18 protein-coding genes are annotated in these 26,327 nt (G+C 42.1%); 5 read left to right on the forward strand and 13 right to left on the reverse strand.

Going from position 1 to position 26,327, the window contains the following annotated elements; all coding sequences use genetic code 11:
- Position 1: 1 nt before the first annotated feature.
- The 4 genes from NQ542_RS14290 to rbr form a co-directional block, all read right to left on the reverse strand.
- A complete protein-coding gene (locus NQ542_RS14290; RefSeq protein ID WP_005639584.1) occupies positions 2–1,477 on the reverse strand; it encodes a TolC family protein in 1,476 nt (491 codons plus the stop codon).
- Positions 1,478–1,514: 37 nt separating this feature from the next.
- Positions 1,515–4,787, reverse strand: coding sequence for a golvesin C-terminal-like domain-containing protein (locus tag NQ542_RS14295; RefSeq protein WP_005639586.1), 3,273 nt, complete (start codon positions 4,785–4,787; stop codon positions 1,515–1,517).
- A 16-nt stretch (positions 4,788–4,803) separates the two neighbouring features.
- Positions 4,804–5,697 carry an ABC transporter ATP-binding protein gene (locus tag NQ542_RS14300; protein ID WP_005639588.1) on the reverse strand — a complete coding sequence of 298 codons (894 nt, stop codon included), beginning with the start codon at positions 5,695–5,697 and terminating at the stop codon, positions 4,804–4,806.
- 164 nt (positions 5,698–5,861) lie between these two features.
- On the reverse strand, positions 5,862–6,440 hold the full coding sequence (gene rbr, locus NQ542_RS14305) for a rubrerythrin (RefSeq protein ID WP_005639590.1): 579 nt from the start codon (positions 6,438–6,440) through the stop codon (positions 5,862–5,864).
- 301 nt (positions 6,441–6,741) lie between these two features.
- Here rbr and NQ542_RS14310 point away from each other — a divergent pair, with 301 nt between their 5' ends.
- Positions 6,742–8,418, forward strand: coding sequence for a SulP family inorganic anion transporter (locus NQ542_RS14310; RefSeq protein WP_005639592.1), 1,677 nt, complete (start codon positions 6,742–6,744; stop codon positions 8,416–8,418).
- A gap of 85 nt (positions 8,419–8,503) precedes the next feature.
- Here the strand turns inward: NQ542_RS14310 and NQ542_RS14315 are convergent, their stop codons facing one another.
- A complete protein-coding gene (locus NQ542_RS14315; RefSeq protein WP_005639595.1) occupies positions 8,504–8,668 on the reverse strand; it encodes a hypothetical protein in 165 nt (54 codons plus the stop codon).
- A gap of 164 nt (positions 8,669–8,832) precedes the next feature.
- On the opposite strand from NQ542_RS14315, the gene NQ542_RS14320 reads away from it, so the two are divergent.
- Positions 8,833–11,637, forward strand: coding sequence for a T9SS type A sorting domain-containing protein (locus NQ542_RS14320; protein WP_005639599.1), 2,805 nt, complete (start codon positions 8,833–8,835; stop codon positions 11,635–11,637).
- 72 nt (positions 11,638–11,709) lie between these two features.
- Here NQ542_RS14320 and NQ542_RS14325 read toward each other — a convergent pair whose 3' ends face one another.
- From NQ542_RS14325 to NQ542_RS14335, 3 genes are all read right to left on the reverse strand, one after another.
- On the reverse strand, positions 11,710–12,489 hold the full coding sequence (locus NQ542_RS14325; RefSeq protein WP_005639600.1) for a radical SAM protein: 780 nt from the start codon (positions 12,487–12,489) through the stop codon (positions 11,710–11,712).
- Positions 12,490–12,575: 86 nt separating this feature from the next.
- Positions 12,576–14,603: a helix-hairpin-helix domain-containing protein gene (locus NQ542_RS14330; protein WP_005639602.1), complete on the reverse strand. Its 2,028-nt coding sequence runs from the start codon at positions 14,601–14,603 to the stop codon at positions 12,576–12,578.
- 12 nt (positions 14,604–14,615) lie between these two features.
- On the reverse strand, positions 14,616–15,422 hold the full coding sequence (locus tag NQ542_RS14335) for a PorV/PorQ family protein (RefSeq protein WP_005639604.1): 807 nt from the start codon (positions 15,420–15,422) through the stop codon (positions 14,616–14,618).
- A gap of 242 nt (positions 15,423–15,664) precedes the next feature.
- Between NQ542_RS14335 and NQ542_RS14340 the strand changes: the two genes are divergently transcribed.
- Positions 15,665–16,270 (forward strand): DUF4294 domain-containing protein, encoded by a 606-nt coding sequence (locus NQ542_RS14340; RefSeq protein WP_005639608.1) that lies wholly within the window; start codon positions 15,665–15,667, stop codon positions 16,268–16,270.
- Here NQ542_RS14340 and NQ542_RS14345 read toward each other — a convergent pair.
- Positions 16,262–16,792: an RNA methyltransferase gene (locus tag NQ542_RS14345; protein WP_005639610.1), complete on the reverse strand. Its 531-nt coding sequence runs from the start codon at positions 16,790–16,792 to the stop codon at positions 16,262–16,264. The two genes, NQ542_RS14340 and NQ542_RS14345, sit on opposite strands and share 9 nt — an antisense overlap.
- Positions 16,793–17,545: 753 nt before the next feature.
- On the opposite strand from NQ542_RS14345, the gene nadA reads away from it, so the two are divergent.
- Complete coding sequence (gene nadA / locus NQ542_RS14350) at positions 17,546–18,532, forward strand: quinolinate synthase NadA (protein WP_005639614.1); 987 nt, start codon at positions 17,546–17,548, stop codon at positions 18,530–18,532.
- Between the two features lie 75 nt (positions 18,533–18,607).
- On the opposite strand, the gene porZ is transcribed toward nadA, so the two are convergent.
- The 4 genes from porZ to leuS all read right to left on the reverse strand — a co-directional run bounded on the left by porZ (position 18,608) and on the right by leuS (position 25,344).
- Positions 18,608–20,938: a type IX secretion system anionic LPS delivery protein PorZ gene (gene porZ, locus NQ542_RS14355; RefSeq protein ID WP_005639616.1), complete on the reverse strand. Its 2,331-nt coding sequence runs from the start codon at positions 20,936–20,938 to the stop codon at positions 18,608–18,610.
- A 13-nt stretch (positions 20,939–20,951) separates the two neighbouring features.
- The gene (locus tag NQ542_RS14360) at positions 20,952–21,533 is read right to left on the reverse strand and encodes a non-canonical purine NTP diphosphatase (protein WP_005639618.1); all 582 of its coding nucleotides are present in this window, start codon (positions 21,531–21,533) and stop codon (positions 20,952–20,954) included.
- A gap of 84 nt (positions 21,534–21,617) precedes the next feature.
- A complete protein-coding gene (locus NQ542_RS14365) occupies positions 21,618–22,496 on the reverse strand; it encodes a YitT family protein (protein ID WP_005639620.1) in 879 nt (292 codons plus the stop codon).
- Between the two features lie 10 nt (positions 22,497–22,506).
- The gene (gene leuS, locus NQ542_RS14370) at positions 22,507–25,344 is read right to left on the reverse strand and encodes a leucine--tRNA ligase (protein WP_005639621.1); all 2,838 of its coding nucleotides are present in this window, start codon (positions 25,342–25,344) and stop codon (positions 22,507–22,509) included.
- Here leuS and NQ542_RS14375 point away from each other — a divergent pair.
- Entirely contained in the window at positions 25,343–25,654 is a 312-nt protein-coding gene (locus NQ542_RS14375) for a hypothetical protein (RefSeq protein WP_005639623.1), read from the forward strand. The genes leuS and NQ542_RS14375 overlap by 2 nt on opposite strands.
- Positions 25,655–26,327: the final 673 nt, after the last annotated feature.

The raw sequence follows: 26,327 nt of genomic DNA on the forward strand, positions 1-26,327 counted from the left end.
ATTATTTTTTCGTTACTAAATCTTCCATCGGGACAATAGGCACATCGTGCTCGAAATCGTAGAGGGAAAGTATCTTAAGGTTCAATAATTCGATCTTATAATTGATAAGCGCCTGCGTATAGGCGATCTTTTTATTTGAAAGCTGGGTCTGGAATTGGTTCATGTCCATACCAGTTATATCGCCTTCCCGGTAACGGGTCAGATTCAAATCATAGGTACGCTGTGCATTTGCAACATTCTGCTTGGCTATCTTGATCTGCGAAAGCAAGTTTTCCAGGTTACGCCAGGTCTGGCGGATGTTCAGTTCAATGTTGACTTTGTCTTCATGGAATTCCAGCCTGTTGATCTTCTGGGCTACTTCCTGCGCCTTGACACGGGCTTTCTTCTCTCCCCAATCAAAGATCGGGACACTGAAGCTGATGGCAACACGCGGATTCTGCGTCGGGTTATTATAAATCTTTTCCAGATGTCGGTTATCACCGATCAGACCGAAAGAGAGAGCAATATCTCCCTTGAACTCGTTCAGAGCCTTCGTCTTAATCATATCGAAAGCTAGTTCTTTGCTCTCAATCTCACGCTGACGCAGTTCCAGACGCGATTCAAGACCATGCTGTATCGCCTTTTCCAGATTCACTTCCACCGGCTTGATCTGTACTTCGGCAAAGACCATGATATCCTCGTTCAGATCCATCCCCAACGTCTGCTTTAACTGGTCTTTCGAGTTTTCAAGCGATACTTGCTGTTCTTCTAGAGAAGAACGCGCGGAAGCGAGATTCACTTCCGCTTGAAACAACTCATCGCGGGCAGCCAGGTCGGCTTCCACCTTATTCTTGATAATCTCATAGCTTTGCTGTGCATTGGTCAGTTCTTCCCTAGTAATAGCCAATTGGCTTTGTGCCATATAGACAGAATAGAACTGTTGGGTAATATCCTTTTCCGTACTCAATCGTTGCAATGCGTAGCTGATATTGGCATTCTCATAATCGTATTCGATCTGTTGCAGTTCCATCTTACGCTTGTTATAAGTAAAGATGGGTTGCGAAAGCTGCAGGTAAAGGTCGTTGCTGAACGCCTTGTTACTGGTCTTCGTACCGTCGATATTGGAGTTATTATCCTGCCAGCCGAAACGGTTGATCAATGAGAGAACACCATCCGTCCACAAGATCGGTTGATCCACTTGGAATGTTCCAGTCGCACTGAACCTCTCATTCGTATACCACTGAGACAGGCGGTTATCGAAACTGCGGCTCTTGCTGTAATCCACCGGATTAAGGTTCAACGAGAACTTCGATTTCAGGGAAGCCCGCTGTGCAACCAAGTTCTGCTGATAACGTTCCAGATTCATGTGGGACCGGCGCAGGGAAGGACTATGCTCTTCCGCTATATCCATCGCCTTCTCGATCGTCAGCGAGACCTGCCCCTGCAACGGGACATACCCACCTAGGCAGACGGCAGCCGTCAGTATTATCTTTTTCATGGATAGTAACTCTCTTCGTATCATGTATCTAATTCTATTAATATCGTTTTACTATTTTGACCGCATCTGCCGTCACGCTTCGTAGCTTGCACTCGTTCGTCAGGGTGATCCGGACCGTATCGGAACTGAAGTAGTAGGCGCCTATAGGTTCCCAGCCTTCATTCGCTTTTTTCAGATCTATATAAGCATCTTCGTTTTCTTCGTCATACTCCACCTTAAAATGGTATTCACCGCCAGCCTGCTTATTATATTTCAGCTCATTGTCTTTGGAAACATAATAGTAGACATCATATTGTCCGGCAGAAAGAATCGGAACTTTCCAGGTTGCCGTTTGGCTGCCGTTACCACTCTTGATCACATAGGCTGACCGGATATAGCGGCCATAGTAGGCGGCATTCGTCGTAGCCGTCCACTGCAACGGGGCACGCCAGGGAGAGACACCGGCATATTTAAAAGAAGTATTTTCGACCTTATCGAGCCACTTGGGCAGAAGCCCAACCACGGCTGGTTCGGACAGGAAAAAAAGAGAATCTTCATTATCGACGATCACCTCTCCTTCCACTACGGGAGAAAAGTCTGTAACAATGAAATCTCCTTCGGTATCGACCGCCCTCTCTCGTTCTTCCCGGATGTTAGTAACAGGCAGGTTCAGTATACTCGGCAGATTTCCGGCTATCAGCGTATTCACATCCACTTGGCGAGGCGCTTCCTCCCAGACCGTTACCAGCAACTTGGTCTGTCGGGCGGCAAGAGGCAGTTTACGGCTCACACGCGGATCGATACTCGGACCATAGCCTCCGATCTGTATATTGAGTTGAAGCATACCGTCATTATCAGAATTATTGCTGACCAATTGCTTCAGCACGAAACTCTCCTGTCCCTTGTTCGTGATCTTGGTCACTTCGGGCTGCCCGATCGTATAGAAAGGAAGAGGCGTCGGACGATCCCATCCGGAAATACCTGCACGGATATCGGCCCCGCTGATCATCTCCAACGTATCTAACAGGTTCTCAAAGCGCATATTACGAAATTCGTTCCGTTCCAACAGGGCATACAGGGAATCCCTGAACAGACTGATCCCCATATTCACTTCGGCAGGAGCAAACAAGCAATACCCTTTCAGACTGATCGTGTTATTCAGCAAATCGAGATGTTTCACATCAGACAGAAGCTCTTTAAACGAATATCTCTCCATCAGCAGGTTCGCTTTCTCATTATTGCTGATCCCGTTTATCTCGCGTTCCCACCCATTATTATCGGATTTCCTCTGCAGATAAAGTTCGACCAACCGGTTCGTAACAGACCATTCGGAAGAATAGATATTATACCGGAAATTATAGAGTTCGGGAAACAGGAAATATGGATTGCTTTGGGAAGAGATATTGAACTTGCCTCGACTGCCAGAAGAGAAATTATAGTTACCTTCCGTCTGCGAAAAAATCCACAGGAAACTGTTCATCACCCGAATCTCCGCCTCTTCTTCACTGATCTCACGCCCTCCCCGCTTCGACCATTTCAACTGGTTTTTCTTGCTTCTGACAAAATCCATCTGATTGAACATACAGCCCAGTTCCGGGAAAAGAACCATTTCCGGCTGCACCACTTCCTGCGCTTGCGACCAGGAACGGACATAGCTATAGAACTGTGCCGGAACTTCCACCACTGAAAACCGGTCGAACGGGTAACTCAACTTATACGTACGTTCGAGATTCTCCCGCAGGTTGCGGATCAATCCCGGAATCGTATCACGGATCGAATCGAACGCCGCCTCGTAATAATCGTGCCCTTTTATATGCCAGATGCTATAGAGCGTACTATCACTTTCCACACTCTTCTGTTCGTATTTTCCGATAATAAGGGAAATGGACTGATAGGGATTGTTTGCTGACTGCGAAATAGCAACCAGTCCGGGAAGCGGCTTCACATCCAACCGAAAACGACTGAAATAGGTCTGTTGCCAATCAGGACTCTTGTCGCTATACCCCGTTCCGGGGCGCGGATACCAATAGGTTTCGGGCGTAAACAGCACATAATCTGATGTCTGAAAACTATATTTCTTATCGAGCTTAAGCATTTCCTTATCATACGGTTGCTGCAAGACCTCCTCCGGGATATCCAGATAACAAAAATCATCTTTTATCCTCCCTTCATAACTGACCGAAAACGAAATGGTATCACCCTTTTCTATCTCCCTTCCGAAATCCACCGCTAAAATCTGTTCCTCCCGCTTAAAATTCAACGACTTCTCTCCATCCTTTACCTCCTCGACCCTCAATCCGGGATTCAGGCAAAAGATAAATACTTCCGATGCAGCAAGCGCCGTTCCCTCCATCCCGACAACGGAACGGATTGTTTCAGACTTCTGTTCCACCGAAATATCGTAGTAATCAATCGCCATCTTTGGCTCATATACATATTTATTGTTAATACTTGTGTACAAAGCACGCATCTCCCCTTCCCTGAGAATCGAACGTACATGTCGAAAACCCGCCGTCACCATTAGCAAGAACATGCAGAACGAAAGGAACAACCACGGATAATGGCTTCTCCTAGCATTCGGCAACCGCTTGAACAAGAAGATCGTAAAGAAGATGAATCCCAAACCGGCAAAGAAATAAATCGCTCGGTGGTTTAAGATCAGCTCCAGGTTACTGAACCCGACGATCGTCGATTTGAACAACGGCAAGTTATACACCATATAATCGAACAGGTAGTAGAACTTATCCTGTATATAAAACAAGGTCAGCCCAATATACCCTAACAAAAGTATAAAAGTGAGCGCCTGGTTCTTTAACAACAACATAAGGAAAATTGAAAGTCCGATGATAAATATCAAAGTAGGAATACTGATCAGAAAGAAATAAACCAGATAAGCCGGCAAATCGACCGTCACGCCCGATGCCATAAAGTTAAAAGCCAGCACAATCGCCAATACCAGCAGGTTCAGGAACAGGAACACCCTGAGGTTTCCCCATATCTTCCCGACCACATACTCGGCATTACTGAGCGGCCGGACATAAAAGACCTCGGAAGTATCGAGCTTCTTGTCCCTTTTCAGAAATTCGGAAGAAAGGAAAACTGCGACCACCGCCTGTCCCGTATTCAACAACAAAAGGTTCAGATAGGGTATATTGGATGAAACCGATTTTGCAAACCACAGGCCGAAATTGTCCTCCATCAACATCATGGCAAAGTTGAAAAATCCTAAAAACACCACGGCAAGCAGGGTGAAGATACGGAAAAACCAACTCCTCACCAATATCTTGCTTTCGTATTTAGCTACAGATCGTATGTTCGTGATAAATGACATAGGCAAGTGATCTCTTTTAATCGTTTCTCCAACGGTTCAACTTGTTTTCCATATAATAGACATAGGCATGTTCCAGATTAGGCGGATAGGATTCCGCATCATATCCCTGTACCTCGTCAGCCACGACCTGCACTTCCCAGCCCGTACCGGAGGGAATCGTCGAGATAACCGGATACAGTTTATCCACCTCATGCAATTCGTCGCTAGTCACCCGTATACGCCACACTTTTCCTTCCGCCTGCCTCAACATATCTTGCGGGGAACCGTAAAAAGAAACTTCTCCCTTATTCATAAGCGCCATACAGTTGCATGTACTCGATATATCGCCCACGATATGGGTGGAAAGGATAATTGTCACGTCGTTTTCGCTGACTTCCGACAGGAGATTGCGAAAACGAATCCGCTCCTCAGGATCGAGCCCCGTCGTGGGTTCGTCTACAATAATCACTTTCGGGTGATGAATCAATGCCTGCGCAATCCCCAAACGGCGCTTCATACCTCCCGACAACTTATTGGCATACCGGTCGCGTACATCGAAAAGTCCGACATTCTCCAGCATCTCGTCCACTGCATTTTTCCGCAAAGACTTACAGTTCATACCGGAAAGACGCGCAGCATAATCTAAAAACTCATACGTTTTATATTTGGCGAAAAAACGGAAATCCTGTGGTAGATATCCCAATACCCCCCGTATCTCCTTGCGCTGCCGCATCAGGTCGTACCCGCAGATATTCACCTCACCCGAAGTAGGTTCCATAAGAGCCACTAAAATACGCATCAAAGTAGATTTGCCAGCCCCGTTCGGGCCCAAAAGTCCGAACATACCAGTCGGTATTTCTAGACAGACATCTTTCAATGCGTGGTTTCCGTTCGGATACACTTTATTGAGTTTTCTAATCGATATGCTCATCAACAAGTAAATTCAAATTCATATAAATAGAGAGTCTAAAGATAATAGTTATAATATAAAAACAGGCACGGATTACATGGATTTCACAGTTTTAAATCAAATTAAACCGTGCAATCCGTGTAATCCGTGCCCGAAAAACAGATAAAACTATGTAAATCTATCGATTAATAGTTCTGTTTCATCGGTTCGAAGTAAGCCTGAGGATGTTCGCATGCCGGACATTTCTGCGGAGCTTTCTTTGATTCGATAACGAAACCGCAATTACGACACTGCCATAAAATAGCTTCGGCTTTTTCAAACACCGTACCTGTTTCGATGTTAGACAACAGCTTGCGATACCGTTTTTCGTGTTCAGCCTCAACCTTGGCAATCATACGGAAAGCAACAGCAATAGTTTTAAATCCTTCTTCTTCAGCAATATCAGCGAAAGCAGGGTAAAGGTCAGCCCACTCTTCGTTTTCTCCGGCAGCAGCAGCAGCCAGGTTTTCAGCAGTTGTTCCGATCACGCCTGCCGGATAAGCTGCTGTGATTTCAACCATACCACCTTCGAGGAATTTGAAGAAACGTTTGGCGTGTTCCTTTTCCTGTTCAGCTGTTTCCATAAATACACCTGCAATTTGTTCGTAACCTTCTTTTTTGGCCACGCTTGCGAAGAACGTGTAACGACTTCTTGCCTGAGATTCACCGGCAAATGATTTCAGCAGATTCTGCTCGGTACGAGTACCCTTAATACTTTTTTCCATAATGCTAATTTATGTATATATAAAATAAGTTCATATAATCACCCCTAAATAAATAACGTTCAAAGGTAGGAAAATGTTCAAGCAAACAGCAAATTTACATATACAAAATATTTCTATAACCCAATAGATAATATTTATGCTAACCCGAAAATAAATTATTTAAGTATCTAACTGCAGATTCCTTTGCAGGAGACAGAAGGTTTCATTGCAACAACAGATTCATACAAGCTTATAAAAAAGATTAAAAACATATTTACTTTTTTTGTAACTTTGCAGCACTTTTAATCAATCAGGCAGAAAGATGAAGAACAAGTTTGATTTTCAGCCCAAGCTAGTATCAGCGCTGAAAAACTACTCTAAAGAGAAATTTATGACCGACCTGATGGCCGGTATTATTGTTGGGATCGTAGCATTACCACTCGCTATCGCTTTCGGTATCGCTTCGGGAGTAAGCCCGGAAAAAGGGTTGATCACCGCTATTCTCGGTGGATTTTTCGTATCGTTGTTAGGAGGATGCAACGTACAAATCGGCGGACCGACAGGTGCGTTTATCGTAATCGTATACGGCATTATCCAAAATTTCGGAATCGAAGGACTGGCTATCGCCACTGTTGTCGCCGGTATTATTCTAGTAATCATGGGGGCGTTGAAACTAGGAACAGTTATCAAGTTTATCCCCTACCCGATCGTTGTCGGTTTCACCAGTGGTATCGCCCTCACCATTTTCACCACGCAGATGAAAGACCTTTTTGGGCTGACAATGGATAAGGTCCCTGCGGATTTCATTTCCAAATGGATCGCCTATTTCGAACATTTCGATACGATGAACCTCTGGTCGTTACTGATCGGGCTTACCAGTATCGTGATTATCGCCATCACACCGAAGTTTTCCAAAAAGATTCCGGGTTCGTTGATTGCCATTATCCTGATGACAGTTGTCGTCTACGTCATGCGCTATCATTTAGGGATCACGGGAATCGAAACGATCGGAGACCGTTTTACGATCAATGCTTCCCTGCCCGGTCCCGAAACGATCAACTTCAATATGGAAACGATCAATCTTCTGCTTCCTTCCGCATTCACCATCGCAATGTTAGGAGCAATCGAATCGTTGCTGTCCGCTACGGTGGCCGACGGTGTGACAGGAGACAAGCATAACTCCAATACCGAACTGATTGCACAAGGGGCCGCCAATATCATCGTACCTGTCTTCGGCGGTATTCCCGTTACCGGTGCGATTGCCCGTACCATGACGAATATCAACAACGGCGGACGCACTCCGGTTGCCGGCATCATCCATGCAATCGTATTGTTGCTGATTTTACTCTTTTTGGGTCCGTTGACCAAACATATTCCGATGGCTTGCCTGGCAGGCGTGTTGATTATCGTTTCGTATAATATGAGTGAATGGCGTACGTTCCGTTCGCTGATGAAGAACCCGAAAAGCGATGTGTCGGTGTTGCTGGTAACTTTCTTTCTGACGGTTATCTTCGACCTGACGATCGCAATCGAAGTAGGATTGCTTATCGCCATGTTCCTCTTTATGAAGCGTGTAGCTGAAACGACTCATGTATCGGTAGTAAAAGACGAGATCGATCTATCGGACGATGGAGAAATCCACCATGACGAAGAAGTCCTTTCCCTTCCTAAAGGTGTGGAAGTATATGAAATCGACGGTCCGTTTTTCTTCGGGGTGGCAAGTAAGTTCGACGATATCATGCACAATATGGGAGATAAACCGAAGATCCGTATCATCCGCATGCGTAAGGTTCCCTTTATGGACTCGACAGGATTGCATAACTTAGAGAACCTGTTCCGCCTGTCACAAGCCGAACACATACATATGATTCTTTCAGGGGTGAACGAGCATGTACGTCGTGTACTTGTCAAATCTGGTTTCGACAAAAAGATCGGAACGGAAAATATTTGCAGCAATATAAACGAAGCTGTAGCAAAAGCACACGAAGCAATAAGATAAATAAAAAATAGCTCCCGTCCTCCTTTTTTCAGATGGGAGCTATTTTTTCAGATTGGAGAAAAGATAATTCCGTACGACTCAAACATCACACAAACGCTATATGAAGAAAACGGTCTCCCGATTTATCCTCCCTTGCCTCAAACACAAACTCTTTTGCAATCGTCTCTGCATCTTCAAAACTAAACCCATTCTCCGGCTGGCTCCAATACCAGAGCTGCGGGACATTTTTTTTGCTATTCGATGATTCCATTATTTTATATATTTATCCAACTTTATCCATAAGACACAGAATATGAAAAAACCCCTATCCAAATCAGAAATAAATATTACATTTGTCAATTCTGTCTATACCTTTAAATTGGATACCAGGATATTGGTTATACAAAAACAGATTTATATCCAATTATAAAATATATGAACAAAAAGGCCCTACTCCCGCTAATCGGTTTATTCCTGTTGGTAACAGGAATAGTTCTTCCCGGATCTGCCTATGCACAAATCAGCGAAGGTGGAACACCCACTTCCTTCAAGTATCAAAACACACTGAAAAGCGATCTGCCAACCGTTCAGATCCCCATCAATTTCAGCGTAGAGGACCTGAAAACAGTAGACAGATGGCAGGTCAGCCAAGGGGCACCGCTGAAAGTAGGAGTTTTACTCCCGACAGACCTGACAATAGACAATGCTGGTAGCTGGAATACCCTACCTGATGGCAAAAGAGTATGGCGACTACAAGTACAGGCAAAAGACGCCATAGCTTTAATGCTCAGTTTCAGAGATTTTTATATTCCGGAAAATGGGAAACTCTTTATTTACAGCTCCGATAAAACACACCTGATTGGTGCCTTTACCCATCATACCAATCCACCAACGAAAGAATATGCCACCGAATTTTTAGCCGGTGACAAGATCATACTCGAATATGAAGCAGGCATATCGGAAAACGAACATCCCCGCATCGCAATAGATGCTGTAGGATACGGATATAACCATTTGCATGTTTCACGTACGATGGCCGATACAGGCCCTGGCACTTCTGGATCTTGTATGGTAAATATCAATTGCGAAGAGGGGGAAGCTTGGCAAACAGAGAAAAACGGTGTTTGCCAAATGACATTGCCTATTGGAAACTACATCTATATCTGCTCCGGAGCTTTGGTAAACAACACAGCTGAAGATTTGAAACCTTACATCCTTTCTGCTTTCCATTGCATTGACTTGGATATACCAGTCACAGAAAAAAACTTAAACAAATATACTTTCTATTTCCATTTCGAACATACCGGATGTGAAAATAACTCCAGTATCGCATCTTATAGAACAATAACCGGATGCAAGAAAATAGCCGGAATCCCATTAGATGGCGGTTCAGACGGTCTGCTTCTTTTATTGAACCAAACTATCCCGGAACACTACAATGCCTACTACAACGGTTGGGATCGGAGCAACACAGCCGCCCAATCAGGAGTAGGTATCCATCATCCGTCAGGGGATTATATGAAGATATCGACTTTCAACAAGGTGGCAAGGACCTCTACTTGGTATGGTATAGACAACATCAAAGGCGCACCAAACGCACATTGGAACGTCGTGTTCGAACAAACAGCCAATGGGCATGCTGTAACGGAAGGAGGATCCTCAGGTTCTCCATTGTTCAATCAAAACAAACAGATTGTCGGTACATTGAGTGGCGGTTCATCTTCTTGCGAAAAACCGAACGGAGCCAATACTTATGGTAAACTTTATTATCACTGGGATCAATATCCAAACAAAGACAATACATCTCGTATGGATATATATTTAGATCCCAATCATACCGGCAAAACACAACTGGCCGGCCGATACGCGACAGCTCCGAAAGCAATGCCAACTGATCTGACATCGGTCTACCAAAACGGAGAGGTTCTATTGAAATGGAAAGCACCCGTCTCTGCCAGCGAAAAACCGGAACAGTATAACGTTTATCGAAACAATATATTGATCGGACGTACCTTTTCTACATCTTATATTGACAAAGAACCTGAAACCGGTATCCAATCTTACAGCGTTTCCGCATCGTATACAGACAACAAAGAGTCTGCTGTAGCCACCACATCTATTTATGTCTATGAACTGAAGATCCCAACCGATGTAACCACCTCAACTGATGGCAAGAATATCCTCGTCAAATGGAAGGAACCTATTTACCAGCAAATGATCTACTGGGGAAATGGGACAGCTTATCTTTCGTTAGGTTTCAAACAACCTTTCTATTTCGGACAAAGATGGAATAAGGAAGATCTGAAACCTCTGCACGGGCACCTTGTTGAATCTGTTTCCTTCATACCAACCTCAGGTTCATCTTATACGCTGAACATCATACAAGGAAAACGAAAATATGTACAAAAGTTGACTAATTTACCTTTTGATAAATTAATTGAAATCCCGCTTAAAGAACCATTTGTCATTGATGCTTCCCAAGAACTAATCATCGCTTTCCACGCTGAAGCTAAACTATCCACCGCCTATCCAGCAGTCATGGACGAAGGACCAGCAGTCAATGGAAAAGGTAATTTGATTTCATTCGATGGAGAAACGTGGGAATATCTGTATGAACCTTCTGAAAATGAAAATGAAAATTATGATTTCAACTTCTTTCTTGCCGCCACCGTCAGTTCAAAAACAAAGGATATACCAACTATAAAAACTGCATCCAACGACACAACATTGTTAAGTAAGTCATCAGCAATGCCCATACTCACTCGGATATCCGAAGTCGGTTCTTCACTCCGGAGCAGCCAGGCAAGTGCATTTCCGACAATAACAGGTTATAACATTTATCGTAATGGAAGCAAAATCGGCAACGTCCCCAATAAGTTTATCACCCAATATATAGACAAGCAAGCACCGACAGGTAGTATCTTGTATCAGGTTTCCACTCTATACGGAAAAGACGAAAGCAAGAAAGCGGATGCCGACAAAGAAGTAAATGTAGGAAATGAAAAGATCATCCTTTCGGAAACAACGATCTCTCCCACTGTGTTTACAGATCAGGTAGAACTATTCGGAAATGAAAAAGTGGATTTGCTAGAAGTCATCACGTTAGACGGTAAAACGGTCATTCGCCAAAAGAACCCTGGAAAGATCGTTTACACCGGCTCTCTTTCTTCCGGTATTTATATCTTCCGCATCCATACAGATGGAAAAGCTAAGACAATGAAAGCACAAAAAATAAATTGAGAATTAAAAATGGAGAATTGAAAAGCATTGTGACTTCTTACAATGCTTTTCAATTCTCCATTTTTTAATTTTTCAAGCTGACACCGTTACATCAAACCCTTCTTGACGGGCACGGTCGGCAATAGCTTCCAATTCATCTTTTGTCACCTTTTTCAAGTTTTTTACGGGAGTTTCACGGTCGATTGTATAGATCATAACCTGTCTAGGCTTGATTTGTTTTAAAGCTTCCAACCAACCGGAAATTTCGTGTTCGGTTGTATTCGTCACGCTTTCTCCATCCACTTCCCCTTTCAGAAACATGGTTTGTATAATCAGATTGCCATTAAAACGGCAAAGTTGTTCCAACAACCTATCGAAAGTAAAAGCCGGGGAATTGGGAACATTCAACTGCCCGATACGACTATCCGAAATGGAGTCGAGTTTCAATATATTATCTTCAATCTTATTCAATGCCAAGAAGACATCCTCCTTATGGAGCATGGTCGAGTTCGAGAGCACGGCAATCTTAGCCTTCGGGAAAAAACGGTTACGGGTTTCAATCGTATCATCGATAATATCGGCAAATTCAGGGTGCATGGTAGGTTCACCATTCCCAGCAAAAGTGATTACATCGGGAGCAATACCCTCTGTCTGCATGGAAGACAATTTATTTATCAAAGCCTCCTTTACCTCTGCACGGGTTGGCAGTTTACTGCGCGTACGGTGATTCTCGTTTAGTCCGCATTCACAATAAATGCAATTGAATGAACAAAGTTTCCCGTCTGTAGGAAGCAGGTTCATACCTAAAGAAATACCTAACCGACGGCTATGTATCGGTCCGAATACTATTTTATCAAAAAGAATTGTAGACATAATAATTTATATTTGAGTGCAAAGCTACAAAAGCTATCAAAATGGAGATATGAATTTCCCCAGCTTTAGGACTATTTAGCAAACCGTCAAAATTTCCAGCGCAGTAACGTATATATATCTGCTTTAATATTTCCTTCGATCTCTTCTAAGTCAGTACCGACCACGTCACGATCAGCATAATATGTGTATCCTAATTTAGCAGACACAGAAAGTTGCTTCACAATATCCCACCGGAAAGAAAGCGCCAACCGAACACCTTTTCCATAAAAGGAAGGCATATTGAAAGCATACAAGATATTTTTTTCATAAGAAGATATACGGGTCCGATAATTATCCGTATGAAATCCGGCTATATGAAAATCTGTTTGAACAGGAACATCAACCGGTTTCCAACCTACGCTTTGGGCAATCATCCACCCTCTGCTTTTTTCGTTCGCTTCTGTATAACAAATACCGTCTGCAGATGTCCGCAGCGAGACGGATGAAGAAATCGTATATAAGGCCTGCATACGCAAACGCTGTTGATGGTAAGGTGTTATATTTTCCCTTTGTTTGTATTTATAACGGACATATACGGACAAATTCCGGCTCGGCGTATAATCAAGTTGAAGCATATATTCCTTTCCCGTCGACGGCGCATCCACTCCATATTTCAGCCAGGGAAACCGGAATACATCCGCATACGCGGACAACTTCCAGCGGGCAAAAGGCGTCCATTGCATCCCTATATACATTCCCTGTTCATTCCGGACAGCCGAGTTTTGTGAAAAAGCATTCCCGAAAAAAGCCTGGTAACGTTTATCATAATAACGATACAATAACAGCAAGGAAAAATAAGAAGCAGGTGTCAACTGCAAGGCATTCAGGGAAGCAACCGCCCCATTCCGGCTTAAAGCCGTTTCACCATAAAACTTGATCAACTTATTTTTCAACAAGTAATCCACACTGATATTCAGATTCCGGTTACCGCGAAAATAGAAAAGATTATAAGGTTTCGGATCGGGCTGTATCGAATAATTTCCGAAAGAATAAGAAAGGGCAGTCAGACCTATACATAAACCGGGAGTTGCATATCGTACATTCCCACCATATGTCTGCATGGAAACTTTATGCATCTTCTCCCTGTCTCGTACCAAACGATGTAAACCGTCCGTTTTAAACGAAGTAACGATCGTACTGTCCACACCTCCATCCAACTTCCGATACGAATAGAAGAGGTTGATATCTAAATTTTTCCAATTGACAGTAGCAGCAGCTCCCCGGAAAAAGTCATTTTCATTGGTTGAAAAATGACGGCGAAATCCGTTTGTCCTTCTTTCCGTTTGTGAAACAAGAGCACTTCGGCCTGGAGAAAAGTCATTGCTGATCACCAAGCCTTGTCCAAAAGATATTTTATAATCACCTATGGCAAGACTTTTCAACCATTTATTCATTTCTTTGAGAAAAAGATGCACCGAATAATAGTCATACCCTTTATGATATTCATTCCAGAAAGGTTCTCCTGCATCTTTTTCTGTAACCAGACCGAATTGGATACGTTCATCAAATTCATACGAATAACGGACAGAATGATAGAACGGCTCTCCCAGATACTTCCGATTCGGATATTGTTGTAGTACACTATCGGGATATGAACAATAGCCTTTCTTTTGTTGAAAACATCTGTCATATCTGATTTGTAAGTTATTAGAACCTCGTTTCAACAAATTTTTCACTGTAATAGGACGTTTATCAACTATTATTTCACTTATATAAATAAACGGGACAAGCAGAGAAATCGTCTCTAAATCGAATGCTTCCACATTTTTAAGCTCATAAAGGGTTAACATTTTTCCATAACGGGAACGATATTCCAACAATTCCCTTATTTGTAGATCAGATAGGAAAGGGAGACGTTTCAATTGTCCCTCCGTCACCGTATTGAGTTCGAAAGGATGTTCGGTAAGATAGGAAAGATCAGTGTAAAGTGCTTCAATACGCTCTTCATCTTCTGTTTCCGAAGCCATTTCTTCTATATATTCCATCCACTTATCAACAGAATATAATGTCTGACTTTTAAGCTGATAACTACTTATTAACAGATATACCAACAGATTTATAAACATTCGTTTCATAGTCAAGCCTGATTAAAAAGAATAGCTCAAACCCAGTCCGGTACTGACTCCCAAAACCGGATGATAAATAGTCGCGACATCTACTGTAAATCCAGTCAGACGGTATCCGATCCCCAAAGTGGGCAGGAGGGGAGTAGTCTGTACCCCCGCCCGTATATGAAAGTTTTTGAACGGAGCATATTCAATGCCCGCATTTCCCATCCACATATGTTCTTTATTACTTTCGATAGTTCCTACTATCAACAACCTGTTAATTATCTCCCATTGAAAACCTATTTGTACTGAATAACTAGTAAAACATTTTGTTTCAGTAGTATATTTATGAATGGTAATAGAAGGAAAATTCATTATCAACATTCCAATCAACAATTTGTCAATGGGAACAAACAAGATTCCGACATCTGTGGAAAGCTGCTTCGGTACTTCTTCCCACAACTCGGTCTGCAACATTTTATATTGGAAACCAATGCCGATCCTCCACCGGCCATTCAGCTGTTTCCCTACCGATAACCGAAAAAGAGTTTCCCTATACTGATCATATCCGAAAGAAGAGATATCAACACCTGCCGACAACAACGGATTCGGATATACAAAACCTATTCCAACCGTTCCCAGTTCTTTTACTCCATAACGATTAAAGTATTCTAAATGAAGAACTTTATCCGTATACAAAGCCACCAATGCCGGATTAAACAAAACAGATTGTGTAACCCCGTTTCCTCCCATTCCCAAACTACGGATATCAGATATACGAAGGTTATCAACAGCATGAATGTTGATAGATGCCCAAAACAAAACGAATAAACTTATTGATTTCATAGCAAGGTTTTGTTTAAGTTGTCAACTTTCCGGATTATCTCTTTTCACAGCCTGAAGTTCTCTATTATCTCCATTTTGGACAATCAGATAGCATGGCTGCAACTTATTCAGAATTAATGAATATGGAAAGATGGCAAAATATTTCATAGTCTGTTGATTTTAGTTGTTTGTATTATCACAAAGATATGAATTTTCTGTAAAATCTGTAGTTGCTATTCGTAAATCAATTACTTTTGTGAACGATGTTGAGAAAAGGCAAGTATAAAATATTGATAATATTCATGTTGTGCGCAATAGGAGTCCATGCACAGAAATTGAAGATCAATACCGTTCCCGAAGGATTACAAAAGGCATATCTGGATGGAAAGGATACGGTACCTATTGTTAACCTGCGGGAAATCTACATTTACCCGCAGGTCAAGTTTAAAAACAAACGTGAACAGGCACGTTACACCAAACTGGTCCGTGACGTAAAGCGCACACTACCTTATGCCAAAATGGTTTATGAAACACTGATCGAAACATACGAATATATAGAGACACTCCCCGACGAAAAATCCCGTCAAGCTCACTTGAAACGGATGGAAAAAGAACTTTTTCAGGAATATAAACCGCAGTTGAAAAAACTGACCTTTTCCCAAGGAAAACTGCTTATCAAACTGATTGACAGAGAATGTAACCAATCGAGTTACAACCTATTGAAAGCCTATTTAGGTAGTTTCCGGGCAGGTTTCTGGAACATATTTGCCGGCATGTTCGGCGCCAGCCTGAAAACCGAATACGATCCTAAAGGAAAAGATGCCATGACGGAGCGAGTTGTCGTACTTGTTGAAAACGGATTAATCTGACAATTGCTTAAAGAAATCCCAGATGATAATACCGGTAGTCACCGAAACATTCAAAGAATGCTTGGTCCCATACTGCGGTATTTCAATACACATATCACAGTTATCAACGACACATTGTTGAACACCTTTCACCTCGTTTCCCATGATAACTGCATACTTTTTATTCTTGTCCAACAACAAATTATCCAACATCGTACTCCCTTCGGCCTGCTCAACCGCACAGACAGTATATCCCTGTTGCTTCAGTTTATCAACAGCCTCCATCGTATCTTCAAAATACTCCCAATCGACAGTTTCTTCCGCTCCCAAAGCCGTCTTATGAATCTCGGCATGAGGCGGACAAGCCGTGATACCGCACAGGTAAATACTCTCCACCCTAAAAGCATCAGACGTACGAAACACGGATCCTACATTGTTTAAGCTTCTTACATGATCGAGCACAACAACCAACGGAATCTTTTTACTATCTTTGAATGCTTCCGGAGTCAAGCGATTCAACTCTGTTATCTTTAACTTGCGCATAGCTATCGTTTCTTTACTTGCAAAAGTAGTGAATTAATGTGGATATACCGTTGAAAAGCTATTGATAAGTGGTGGACACAAAATGAAAAATAGTTCTTGCATTATTCAATTTGTTCACTATACATCCTCTAGTTTCTATTATGCAATAAAAATAACGGATTATTTATTACGCCCTATCAACAGTGGTTATACACGTATCAACAGCGCTCAACTGCCATTAACTTTTACACACAGGTTGTTTTCAACTGAATACTAATAAAGTCTATAAAGTAAAGGATATCAGTATGTAAAACGATAAATAGGATGTTGGTATCTATTTAATAAGTCATTTATATCGTTTAATAACGAACTGGACAAGTATTATAGCACAATTGTATTAACTGTTTCAACAGGATATTATATTCATCATATTTAGATTTAAAATAAAGAATAAATAAGATAATAATAATATGATTGTGGATAACTTGGGAAAAGAACGCAGACGTTTGGGTGAATATCTGCCGGAAGTCTTTGAGACTTGTTTAGCAAATTTTTTATATTACCTCCTGCTTGTTTATTCGTTTTATATGTGTTTCCTATGGGAAAATCAATAAAGTTTTTACCTTTGCACATTATCAACTTATAGTTGATAATAGGAGTAAAATAAAGATTATCAGTTATAAAGAATGATGATAACTTTGTTGATAGACTGTAAATAGCGGTTTATACTCATTAGTGATTATCGAATTTTACAATCATTTAATACAGGTAACTATGTTGACAAACCAATCGATCGGATATATAGACGCACCCATCCCAAAGGGGTTGGACCTGAAAGAAGAGATAAACAGGATGCGTAGAGAAAAAAACGCCGTTATCCTTGCTCATTATTATCAGACAGGTGATATTCAAGATATAGCAGATTTTGTGGGAGACAGTTTGGCATTGGCTCAACAGGCAGCTAAGACGACGGCCGATATCATCGTTTTCTGCGGTGTTCATTTTATGGGTGAAACGGCGAAGGTGTTGTGCCCGGACAAGAAAGTGCTGGTCCCGGACTTGAATGCCGGTTGCTCATTGGCAGATAGCTGTCCGGCTGTCGATTTTGCGGAATTTGTCAAACAGCATCCCGGTCATGTGGTTATTTCGTATGTAAATACGACTGCTGCTGTAAAAGCCGTGACGGATGTTGTGGTAACGTCTACCAATGCACGTCAGATAGTCGAAAGTTTTCCGGAAGACACGAAGATCATCTTCGGTCCAGACCGGAACTTAGGCAATTACATAAATGGCATTACCGGGCGCAAGATGTTGCTTTGGGATGGTGCCTGCCATGTGCATGAACAGTTTTCACTGGAAAAGATATTGGAATTGAAAAAACAGTATCCCGATGCGGAAGTCATTACTCACCCGGAGTGCAAACAGCCCGTTGTGCAGGTCTCGGACTTCGTAGGATCGACTGCAGCTCTTTTGAAACATACTGTCAAGTCGGATAAGAAACAATTCATTGTAGCGACAGAAAGTGGCGTTATTCACGAAATGCGTAAGCAGAGTCCCGATAAAGAATTTATCCCGGCTCCTCCCAATGACAGTACATGTGCTTGCAACGAATGTAATTTTATGCGCTTGAACACGATGGAGAAACTTTACAACTGTTTGAAATACGAACTTCCTGAAATATTTGTCGATGAACAAGTACAGGAAAAAGCGATCCGCCCGATCAAGAAGATGCTGGAGATATCGGAGAGGTTGGGGTTGTAAGAATTGTTAGATAGACGAAACAAGATAAAATGATCCACTGTGAATAAGACAAATACCACAGTGGATTTTTATTTTTTATTTTATAACTGCGATTTTAGTAACTACACTTTCTTTAGAATCTTCGGTGGCAGAGAGCACCAGATATACGCCTGAAGCAACACGGACACCTTTTGTATTCCGGCAGTTCCAGATAGCTTGACCACCTAAAGATTTAGTCTGATAGACCAGATTTCCATTCAGATCGGTGATTTTGACGATCGAGTTATCCATCAATCCCGTGATGGTTACTTTGTCCCTGTATTCAGGTCGTACGGGGTTCGGATATGCATACACGTCTGAATAGTCATCTTTACCTTTTGTCGCTTCTCCTTTGTAAGAAACCAAACCTTTGTCGGAACCGATGAACACTTCGCCAGTATTTTCATTAATTTCTATGGAATATATTTTATCTGATAGTAGCGGACTGTTGGATGTATTGAACTGATGGACGATTTCCTGATTGTCTTCGCTCAATACATAAACACCGCTACCGTCCGTTCCAATCCATTTCCGGTTTCCGTTATCTACCTTGATGGTCGTTATTATCGTATTGTCGAGAAAATAATAAGGGATTCCTTCTTCATTGATTAGTTTTACACGTGTGCAACGCATAGATTGATTGTTTTCTGTTGTTGCCAACTTTGGATTTGTTAAGTATATAGCTCCTTTATTGGTTCCTATCCATATATATCCGTTTTTATCCTCTGCCATACAAGTATAATTGTTAGGGGAAAAGTCGTTATTATCTGTGTCAATGAAGTTTTTAAATTCATATGATGTCGCTTCATCTAAAGAGTTGCTGTTGGTTACGACTGTTAGGCAGGCTTGACTGGTAGGGCGAGATATATTGATCCATTTGTCATTGTTTGAGGTGACGAGTATGTCGTTTATCGTGTATTTTCCATTTAACGACTCGACAGACAGGCTATGCCATTTTCCTTCTTTATCCAATATCTTGATAGCTTTGCTCACTTCAGAGTTAGTCATCCATAGGTTTCCTTCCTTATCGAAAGCAAGTCCGTCTACACGACAATAAAAGCCCTCATTGCCATGTGCGTTTTCAAGCGGACTGTTTGTTTTGTTATAAACGGCGGAAGGTTCTCTGTCTATGAATTGAAAAAGGCCATAACCGAAGGAAGATACGTAAATAATCTCTTTTTCAGTATCATTTTTTGTGACGACAATGCTGGTATAGTCTTTAGGCCATGTATTTAGTTTATTCTGAACGACGGAAGGTTCTAGTACACTCCATTTTTCATAGTCATATATCATGACCGATCCGGCTTTATTAAAAGAATTATCCCCTGTCAGGCTTTTTCCACCAGGTATAATATATATTTTATCGTTTTTTGATACGATATCATAAGAACTGTTGGAGTAGGGGCCATCCAAAATTATGGCTTCGTTTATGGCTTCGAACTGGTTGGCTCCTTTTCTTTGGATAGAACGTAGACCTTTGCTTCCTTCGGCTATCCAATATTTGTCAGTCTGATAAGTGCTGATATCTTTGATGGATAGATTGTTGATTTGGTCAAAAGTTTTCGTATCTGTGAAAATATAAACTTGGGATGTGGCCATGCAAGCCAGTTTTTCTCCCACAATTTTCATATTGTTCATTTGTGTGTTGCTGACCAAAGGGACTGTAGTTTCATTCGATTCATAGTAGATACCTTTATTTTGAGACAAATAGAATAGCTTATTTTTAAATGAGGATATTTTGTCTATGGAATTTTCAGATGGGAATCCCGGAATCGAATAAGTTTTCCAGTTTGATCCGTCTAACAGATTATCATTCAAAGAAGCGTATATGATCGTAGACTTTTGACCTTCCTTTGTGGAAGCATATATATTATTGTTGAAAATAGCACAGGATGTTATATTCTTAGATAAGTTATAGGTATCGGTTATTTCTTTTTTGTCCATGTTAACAACTACTATGCCCGACTGTATGGATAAATAGGCATATTCGTTATAAATCATAACGGAATTAAGTGATTTATCTCTTAAAGATGTAGTCGTGTACAGATAAGGTATGTTTTTTACTGAACCTTCTTCTAAAATGTCTATATTGCAGTTTTTGTAAACAATCAATAGTGATTTTGTTTGTTTGTTGTAGGAAATAGATTGGATATCCGTGTCACTCAATCCATTTCCTTTGTAATATTGTTTGATGCTGTTATCTTCTTTCCCATATGTGTATAAAGCACCTTCTGCTACGACAAATACTTGGTCTGCGGATTCTTCCACACAATCAGTATTATTGTAGGAGAGATATGTTTTCCATCCAAGCGTGTTGCCATTGTCATTAACTGATAAAGCAGGAAATGATAATAAGAAAAGCAAGATGACAGTTAATATATTTCTCATATTAATTACAATATTAAAATGTGTAATTCGATAAAAAAGCAGTCAATTTTTTGACAGCTTCGGCACGGTGGCTGATCTGGTTTTTTATATCATTGCCCATTTCGGCAAATGTTTGTGAGTAAGTGTCGGGGACAAATATGGGATCGTACCCGAAACCGCTTTCGCCTCTTTTTTCGTTTATGATCGTACCGTTGACAATACCTTCAAACAAATATTCTTTTCCATTCAAGATAAGAGCAATTACCGTACGGAAACGAGCTTTCCGGTTTTTCTTGTTTTCCATTTCATGGAGAAGTTTGTCCATATTGGCTTCCGAATCATGTCCGGGACCGGCATAACGTGCCGAATATACTCCGGGAGCGTTGTGTAGGGCTTCTACTTCAAGGCCAGTGTCGTCTGCAAAACAGTCATATCCGAAATGTTCTTTTATGTAACGGGCTTTTTGCAAGGCGTTGCCTTCTAATGTTTCTGCTGTTTCGGGTATATCCTCATGGCAGTTGATCTCTGAGAGGCTGACTATTTCGGTATATCCGGATGTGATTTTCCGGACTTCATCTAGCTTATGTCGGTTGTTTGTTGCGAATACAAGTTTCATGTTTGTTGAGTATGAATAAAAAAGCACTTCTATACGATGTGTATATAACGTATGGAAGTGCTTTAAATTGTTTGGATGATTGTTTTATGTTTTTATCTGGTCAAACCCTTCCCCGTATACCCCTCTGACGATACTTTGAGAGATGAAGGCCTGATGGTCGATTTGTTTTACCAGACGGAAAATGGAAACGGATTCTGATTTTTTTGCCAGCAATACAACGACCTTGACCGGTTTGCGGGAATATCCGCCTACACCGTCGAGAATGGTACAACCGCGATCCAGGTCATGGATGATCCGCTCAGCTATTTCATCGTATTTCTGAGAAAAGATCAGGAATTGGACGGATTGACGGTTCCCATTCAGTACGGCATCTATGATATAGTTGCTTACGAACATTTCGACAAAACCGAACACGATCTTTTCAACATCATGGAAAAGAAAAAATGAGGAACCGATGATAATGAAGTCACAAAACAACAATGCACGCCCGATGGAGATATTTTTGTATTTGTTTACAATAGCTCCCACGATATCCGTTCCTCCGGTACTACCGTTTGCCGAAAAGACAAGTCCGAGACCTGCCCCGCAAAGGAATGCACCAATAATAATGGACATGAACGGTTGGTCATGTAGAAGTGGCTGTCCTTTCAGAAGCCATTCAAAGAATGACAAGGAGGCTGACAGGGAAAAAACTCCGAAAATTGTTTTTATCAGAAATTTAAGTCCTAGAATTTTTAAAGCAGCCAATAATAGAACAACGTTGATAACGAAGTAAGACACAGAAACGGGAATAATCTCGTTACTGGCAAAAAAGATTAAGGCACAAATACCACTGACTCCACCGGTGATGATTTCATTCGACAGAATGAAAGCGTTGAAGCCGAAGCCGTACAAGAGAGTACCCAACAGGATCATCAGGTAATCTTGTACAGCAAAATAGACTTTGTTGTTTATAAGCTTCATATAAATAAATTTAGATTACGATGTTTACAATCTTTCCTGGAACAACGATAATCTTTTTCGGAGTCTTGCCTTCCATCCACTTAGCCGAATTTTCATGGGCAAGAGCGGCTTTCTCAATCTCTTCGCGAGGCATATCAGCTGGAAGTTCCATGCTGAAACGAGCTTTGCCGTTGAAGGAGATAGCGTAAGTAAGCGAGTTTTCTTTCAAGTATTCTTCGTTGTAGACAGGCCATTCGGCATCGCATACGGTAGTATTGTGACCGCAGGTATGCCATAATTCTTCAGCGGTATGAGGAGCGAACGGAGCAAGCAGAACGATTAACTGTTCCAGGATCGCCCGTTTGTTGCATTTCAGGCTGCTCAATTCGTTTACACAGATCATAAAGGCACTGATGGAAGTGTTGTACGAGAAATGTTCGATGTCGTATGTCACTTTCTTGATCAGTTTATGCAGTGATTTCAGTTCGTCGGCTGTCGGTTCCGCATCCGTAATCTGCAAGGTGTCCGTATTGCCGAAGAACAATCCCCAGAGCTTTTTCAGAAAGCGGTGTACACCGTCGATACCGTTCGTATCCCATGGTTTGGATTGTTCCAACGGGCCTAAGAACATTTCATACAGACGAAGTGTGTCAGCACCATATTTCTCGACAATCATATCCGGATTGACCACGTTGAACATGGATTTCGACATCTTTTCAACAGCCCATCCGCAGATGTATTTTCCATCTTCCAATACGAATTCCGCGTCGTTATATTCCGGACGCCAGTTTTTGAAGGCTTCGATATCCAGTATATCGTTTGATACGATATTTACGTCTACATGGATAGGAGTGACTTCGTACTGGTCTTTCAGGTTCAGGGATACGAATTTGTTCGTGCCGTTGATACGGTATACGAAGTTGGAACGTCCTTGGATCATACCTTGGTTGATCAGTTTCTTGAACGGTTCCTCTTCACAAACGATACCTAAGTCAAACAGGAATTTATTCCAAAAACGGCTGTAGATCAGGTGTCCGGTAGCATGTTCGGTACCACCGATATACAGGTCTACGTTGCGCCAGTATTCATCTACGTCTTTAGCTACTAAAGCTTGGTCGTTGCGCGGGTCCATGTAACGCAGGTAATAGGCGGATGAACCGGCGAATCCCGGCATCGTGCAAAGTTCCAGCGGGAAGATAGTCTTGTTGTCTATTTTGGAAACTTCCGTGACTTCCTGTTTTACGGTGTCCCATGCCCATTTTACGGCGTGTCCCAGAGGCGGTTCACCTGTTTCGGTCGGCAGGAATTTATCTACTTCCGGCAATTCTAACGGTAATTTGTCTACCGGCAACATCTGAGGCATACCGTCTGCATCGTAATAGACAGGGAACGGTTCGCCCCAGTAACGCTGGCGGCTGAAGATAGCGTCGCGCAGACGGTAGTTCACCTTTACACGTCCTAACTTATGTTCTGCCACGTATTTTTTGGTGGCGGCGATTGCTTCTTTTACGGTCAGGCCGTTCAACGACAGGTCGCAATGAGGCGTTACGTCCGGTCTCGGTGAGTTGCAGACGATTCCTTCTTTCGCATCGAAACTTTCTTTGCTTACGTCGCAACCTTCGATCAGCGGGACAATCGGCAAGTTGAAATGTTTGGCAAATGCATAGTCGCGACTGTCGTGTGCCGGAACAGCCATGATGGCACCGGTTCCGTAACCGGCCAGTACATAGTCGCTGATCCAGACAGGCACGGCGTCGCCCGTGAACGGATTGATTGCGTATGAACCGCTGAATACACCGGTAACGGAACGATCAGCGATACGTTCGCGTTCTGTACGTTTTTTAGTACGGTCCAGATAAGCGTCGACTTCTTGTTTCTGCTCCGGAGTCGTCAATTGTGCGACCAGTTCGCTTTCGGGAGCCAAGACCATGAAAGTGACACCGAACATAGTGTCGGCACGGGTTGTAAAGATGGTAAATTCGAGGTCGCTGTCTTTTACTTTGAATTGGATTTCGGCACCTTCGCTGCGGCCGATCCAGTTACGCTGTGTTTCTTTCAGCGAGTCTGTCCAGTCGATCGTCTCCAGTCCATCCAGAAGCCGTTGTGCATAGGCGGATACGCGCAGGCACCACTGACGCATGATCTTTTGTTCCACCGGATAGCCACCACGTTCGGAAACGCCGTTCACCACTTCGTCGTTGGCCAGTACCGTACCCAATGCGGCACACCAGTTTACCATCGTTTCGCCTCGATAAGCGATCCGGTAGTTCAACAGGATTTCCTGTTTTTCTTTATCATTTTTGGCTTTCCATTCGCCGGCAGTGAAATGCAATTCTTCGCTGCAAGCTACATTCAAACCTTCCGTTCCGGACTGTTCGAAAGCGGCAACCAGTTCGCTGATGGGACGTGCCTGCTTTTTATCGTTGCAGTAATAGCTGTTGAACATCTGGATGAATGCCCATTGCGTCCATTTATAATATTCGGGATCGCAAGTACGGATCTCGCGGTTCCAGTCGTAACTGAAACCTATTTTGTCCATCTGTTCCCGATAACGGGCGATGTTTTTCTTTGTCGTTACTTCAGGATGCTGTCCGGTTTGGATAGCATATTGTTCTGCCGGCAGTCCGTAGGCATCGTAGCCCATCGGATGCAAAACGTTGAAGCCTTGCAGGCGTTTGTAACGGGAATAAATATCAGAAGCGATATAACCGAGTGGGTGGCCTACATGTAGTCCTGCTCCTGATGGATAAGGGAACATGTCCAAAACGTAATACTTTGGTTTGTCGGCATTTTTTTCGACTTTATAAACCTTATTGGCAATCCAGTATTCGTGCCACTTTTTCTCAATTTCTCTGAAATTGTACTCCATGATCGTCTATCGTTTATTTTATCGTTTTCTATTTAAAGCCACAAAGTTAGTGAATTTTGTAATACATAAAGAGTTGAAGCGGCAAATTGCAAGGACGGGCAAAATAAAATTTCATTCTGGAGGTTGTGGATGTCAATCTGGAAATTACAAAATGCAAAATTTTGAAAAAGGGAAGAGTATTACAACCAATGCCGATAGAACCCTTAAAAGAAGTATGCGCCGTAATTTGTATCGTTGCAAATTACGGCGTGACGTGTTAATCGAGCTTTTGAAAAAAGTCGGGTTTATTCCTGAAAAACAATGGAAGTAAATACTCCGGGGCAGCAGTTGGAACTGTTTTAAAAAGCAAGAATCCTACTCAATGCAGGATTCTTGCCTTGAAACAACGTCTGTTTTTTATTTTTAATTTGAATTATAAATCATTGATTATGAATTGATAATAGCAATTGTGTTGTTTCTAATGGTTCAAATATACTAAAATGAAAGTAAATCACAACGCATGGCTTATTGTAGCCAGGGCAACCACACAAAATTCGGAAATCGTATGAACTATATCAAAGAAAAAACAGAACCTTATCATATAAGTATTTCCCATTTCCTCTGTCACTGTGTCACTGATTCCTTTTTACCAATTGATATTCAACTTGTTTGATTAGTGATATATGCCCGTTTTCTCTATCACTACGGTATCACAACCCTATCACTGGCAACTTGGATGGGAAACAGGTATTCCGCTTATATATATATGTATATTAGTATATTACAAATAAAACAAACAATAAACACTTGATTCCCATCCCTGCAAACCACTCGATTATTTTATGTAAAAACGGCTATAAAATAGGTGAAACCGGGTAGTTTTTATTGTCCGGCACGGTACTTTAGTTGCCGGACACCCCCATGTTACCCCCTTTTACACCCGGATGTACCGGCTCCCTACACCCGGATGTAAAGGATGGCAACATGGGGGTGTTTACGGAATT

Origin of the sequence: Parabacteroides merdae ATCC 43184 (assembly GCF_025151215.1) — a bacterium.
In the GTDB taxonomy this organism is placed as follows: domain Bacteria; phylum Bacteroidota; class Bacteroidia; order Bacteroidales; family Tannerellaceae; genus Parabacteroides; species Parabacteroides merdae.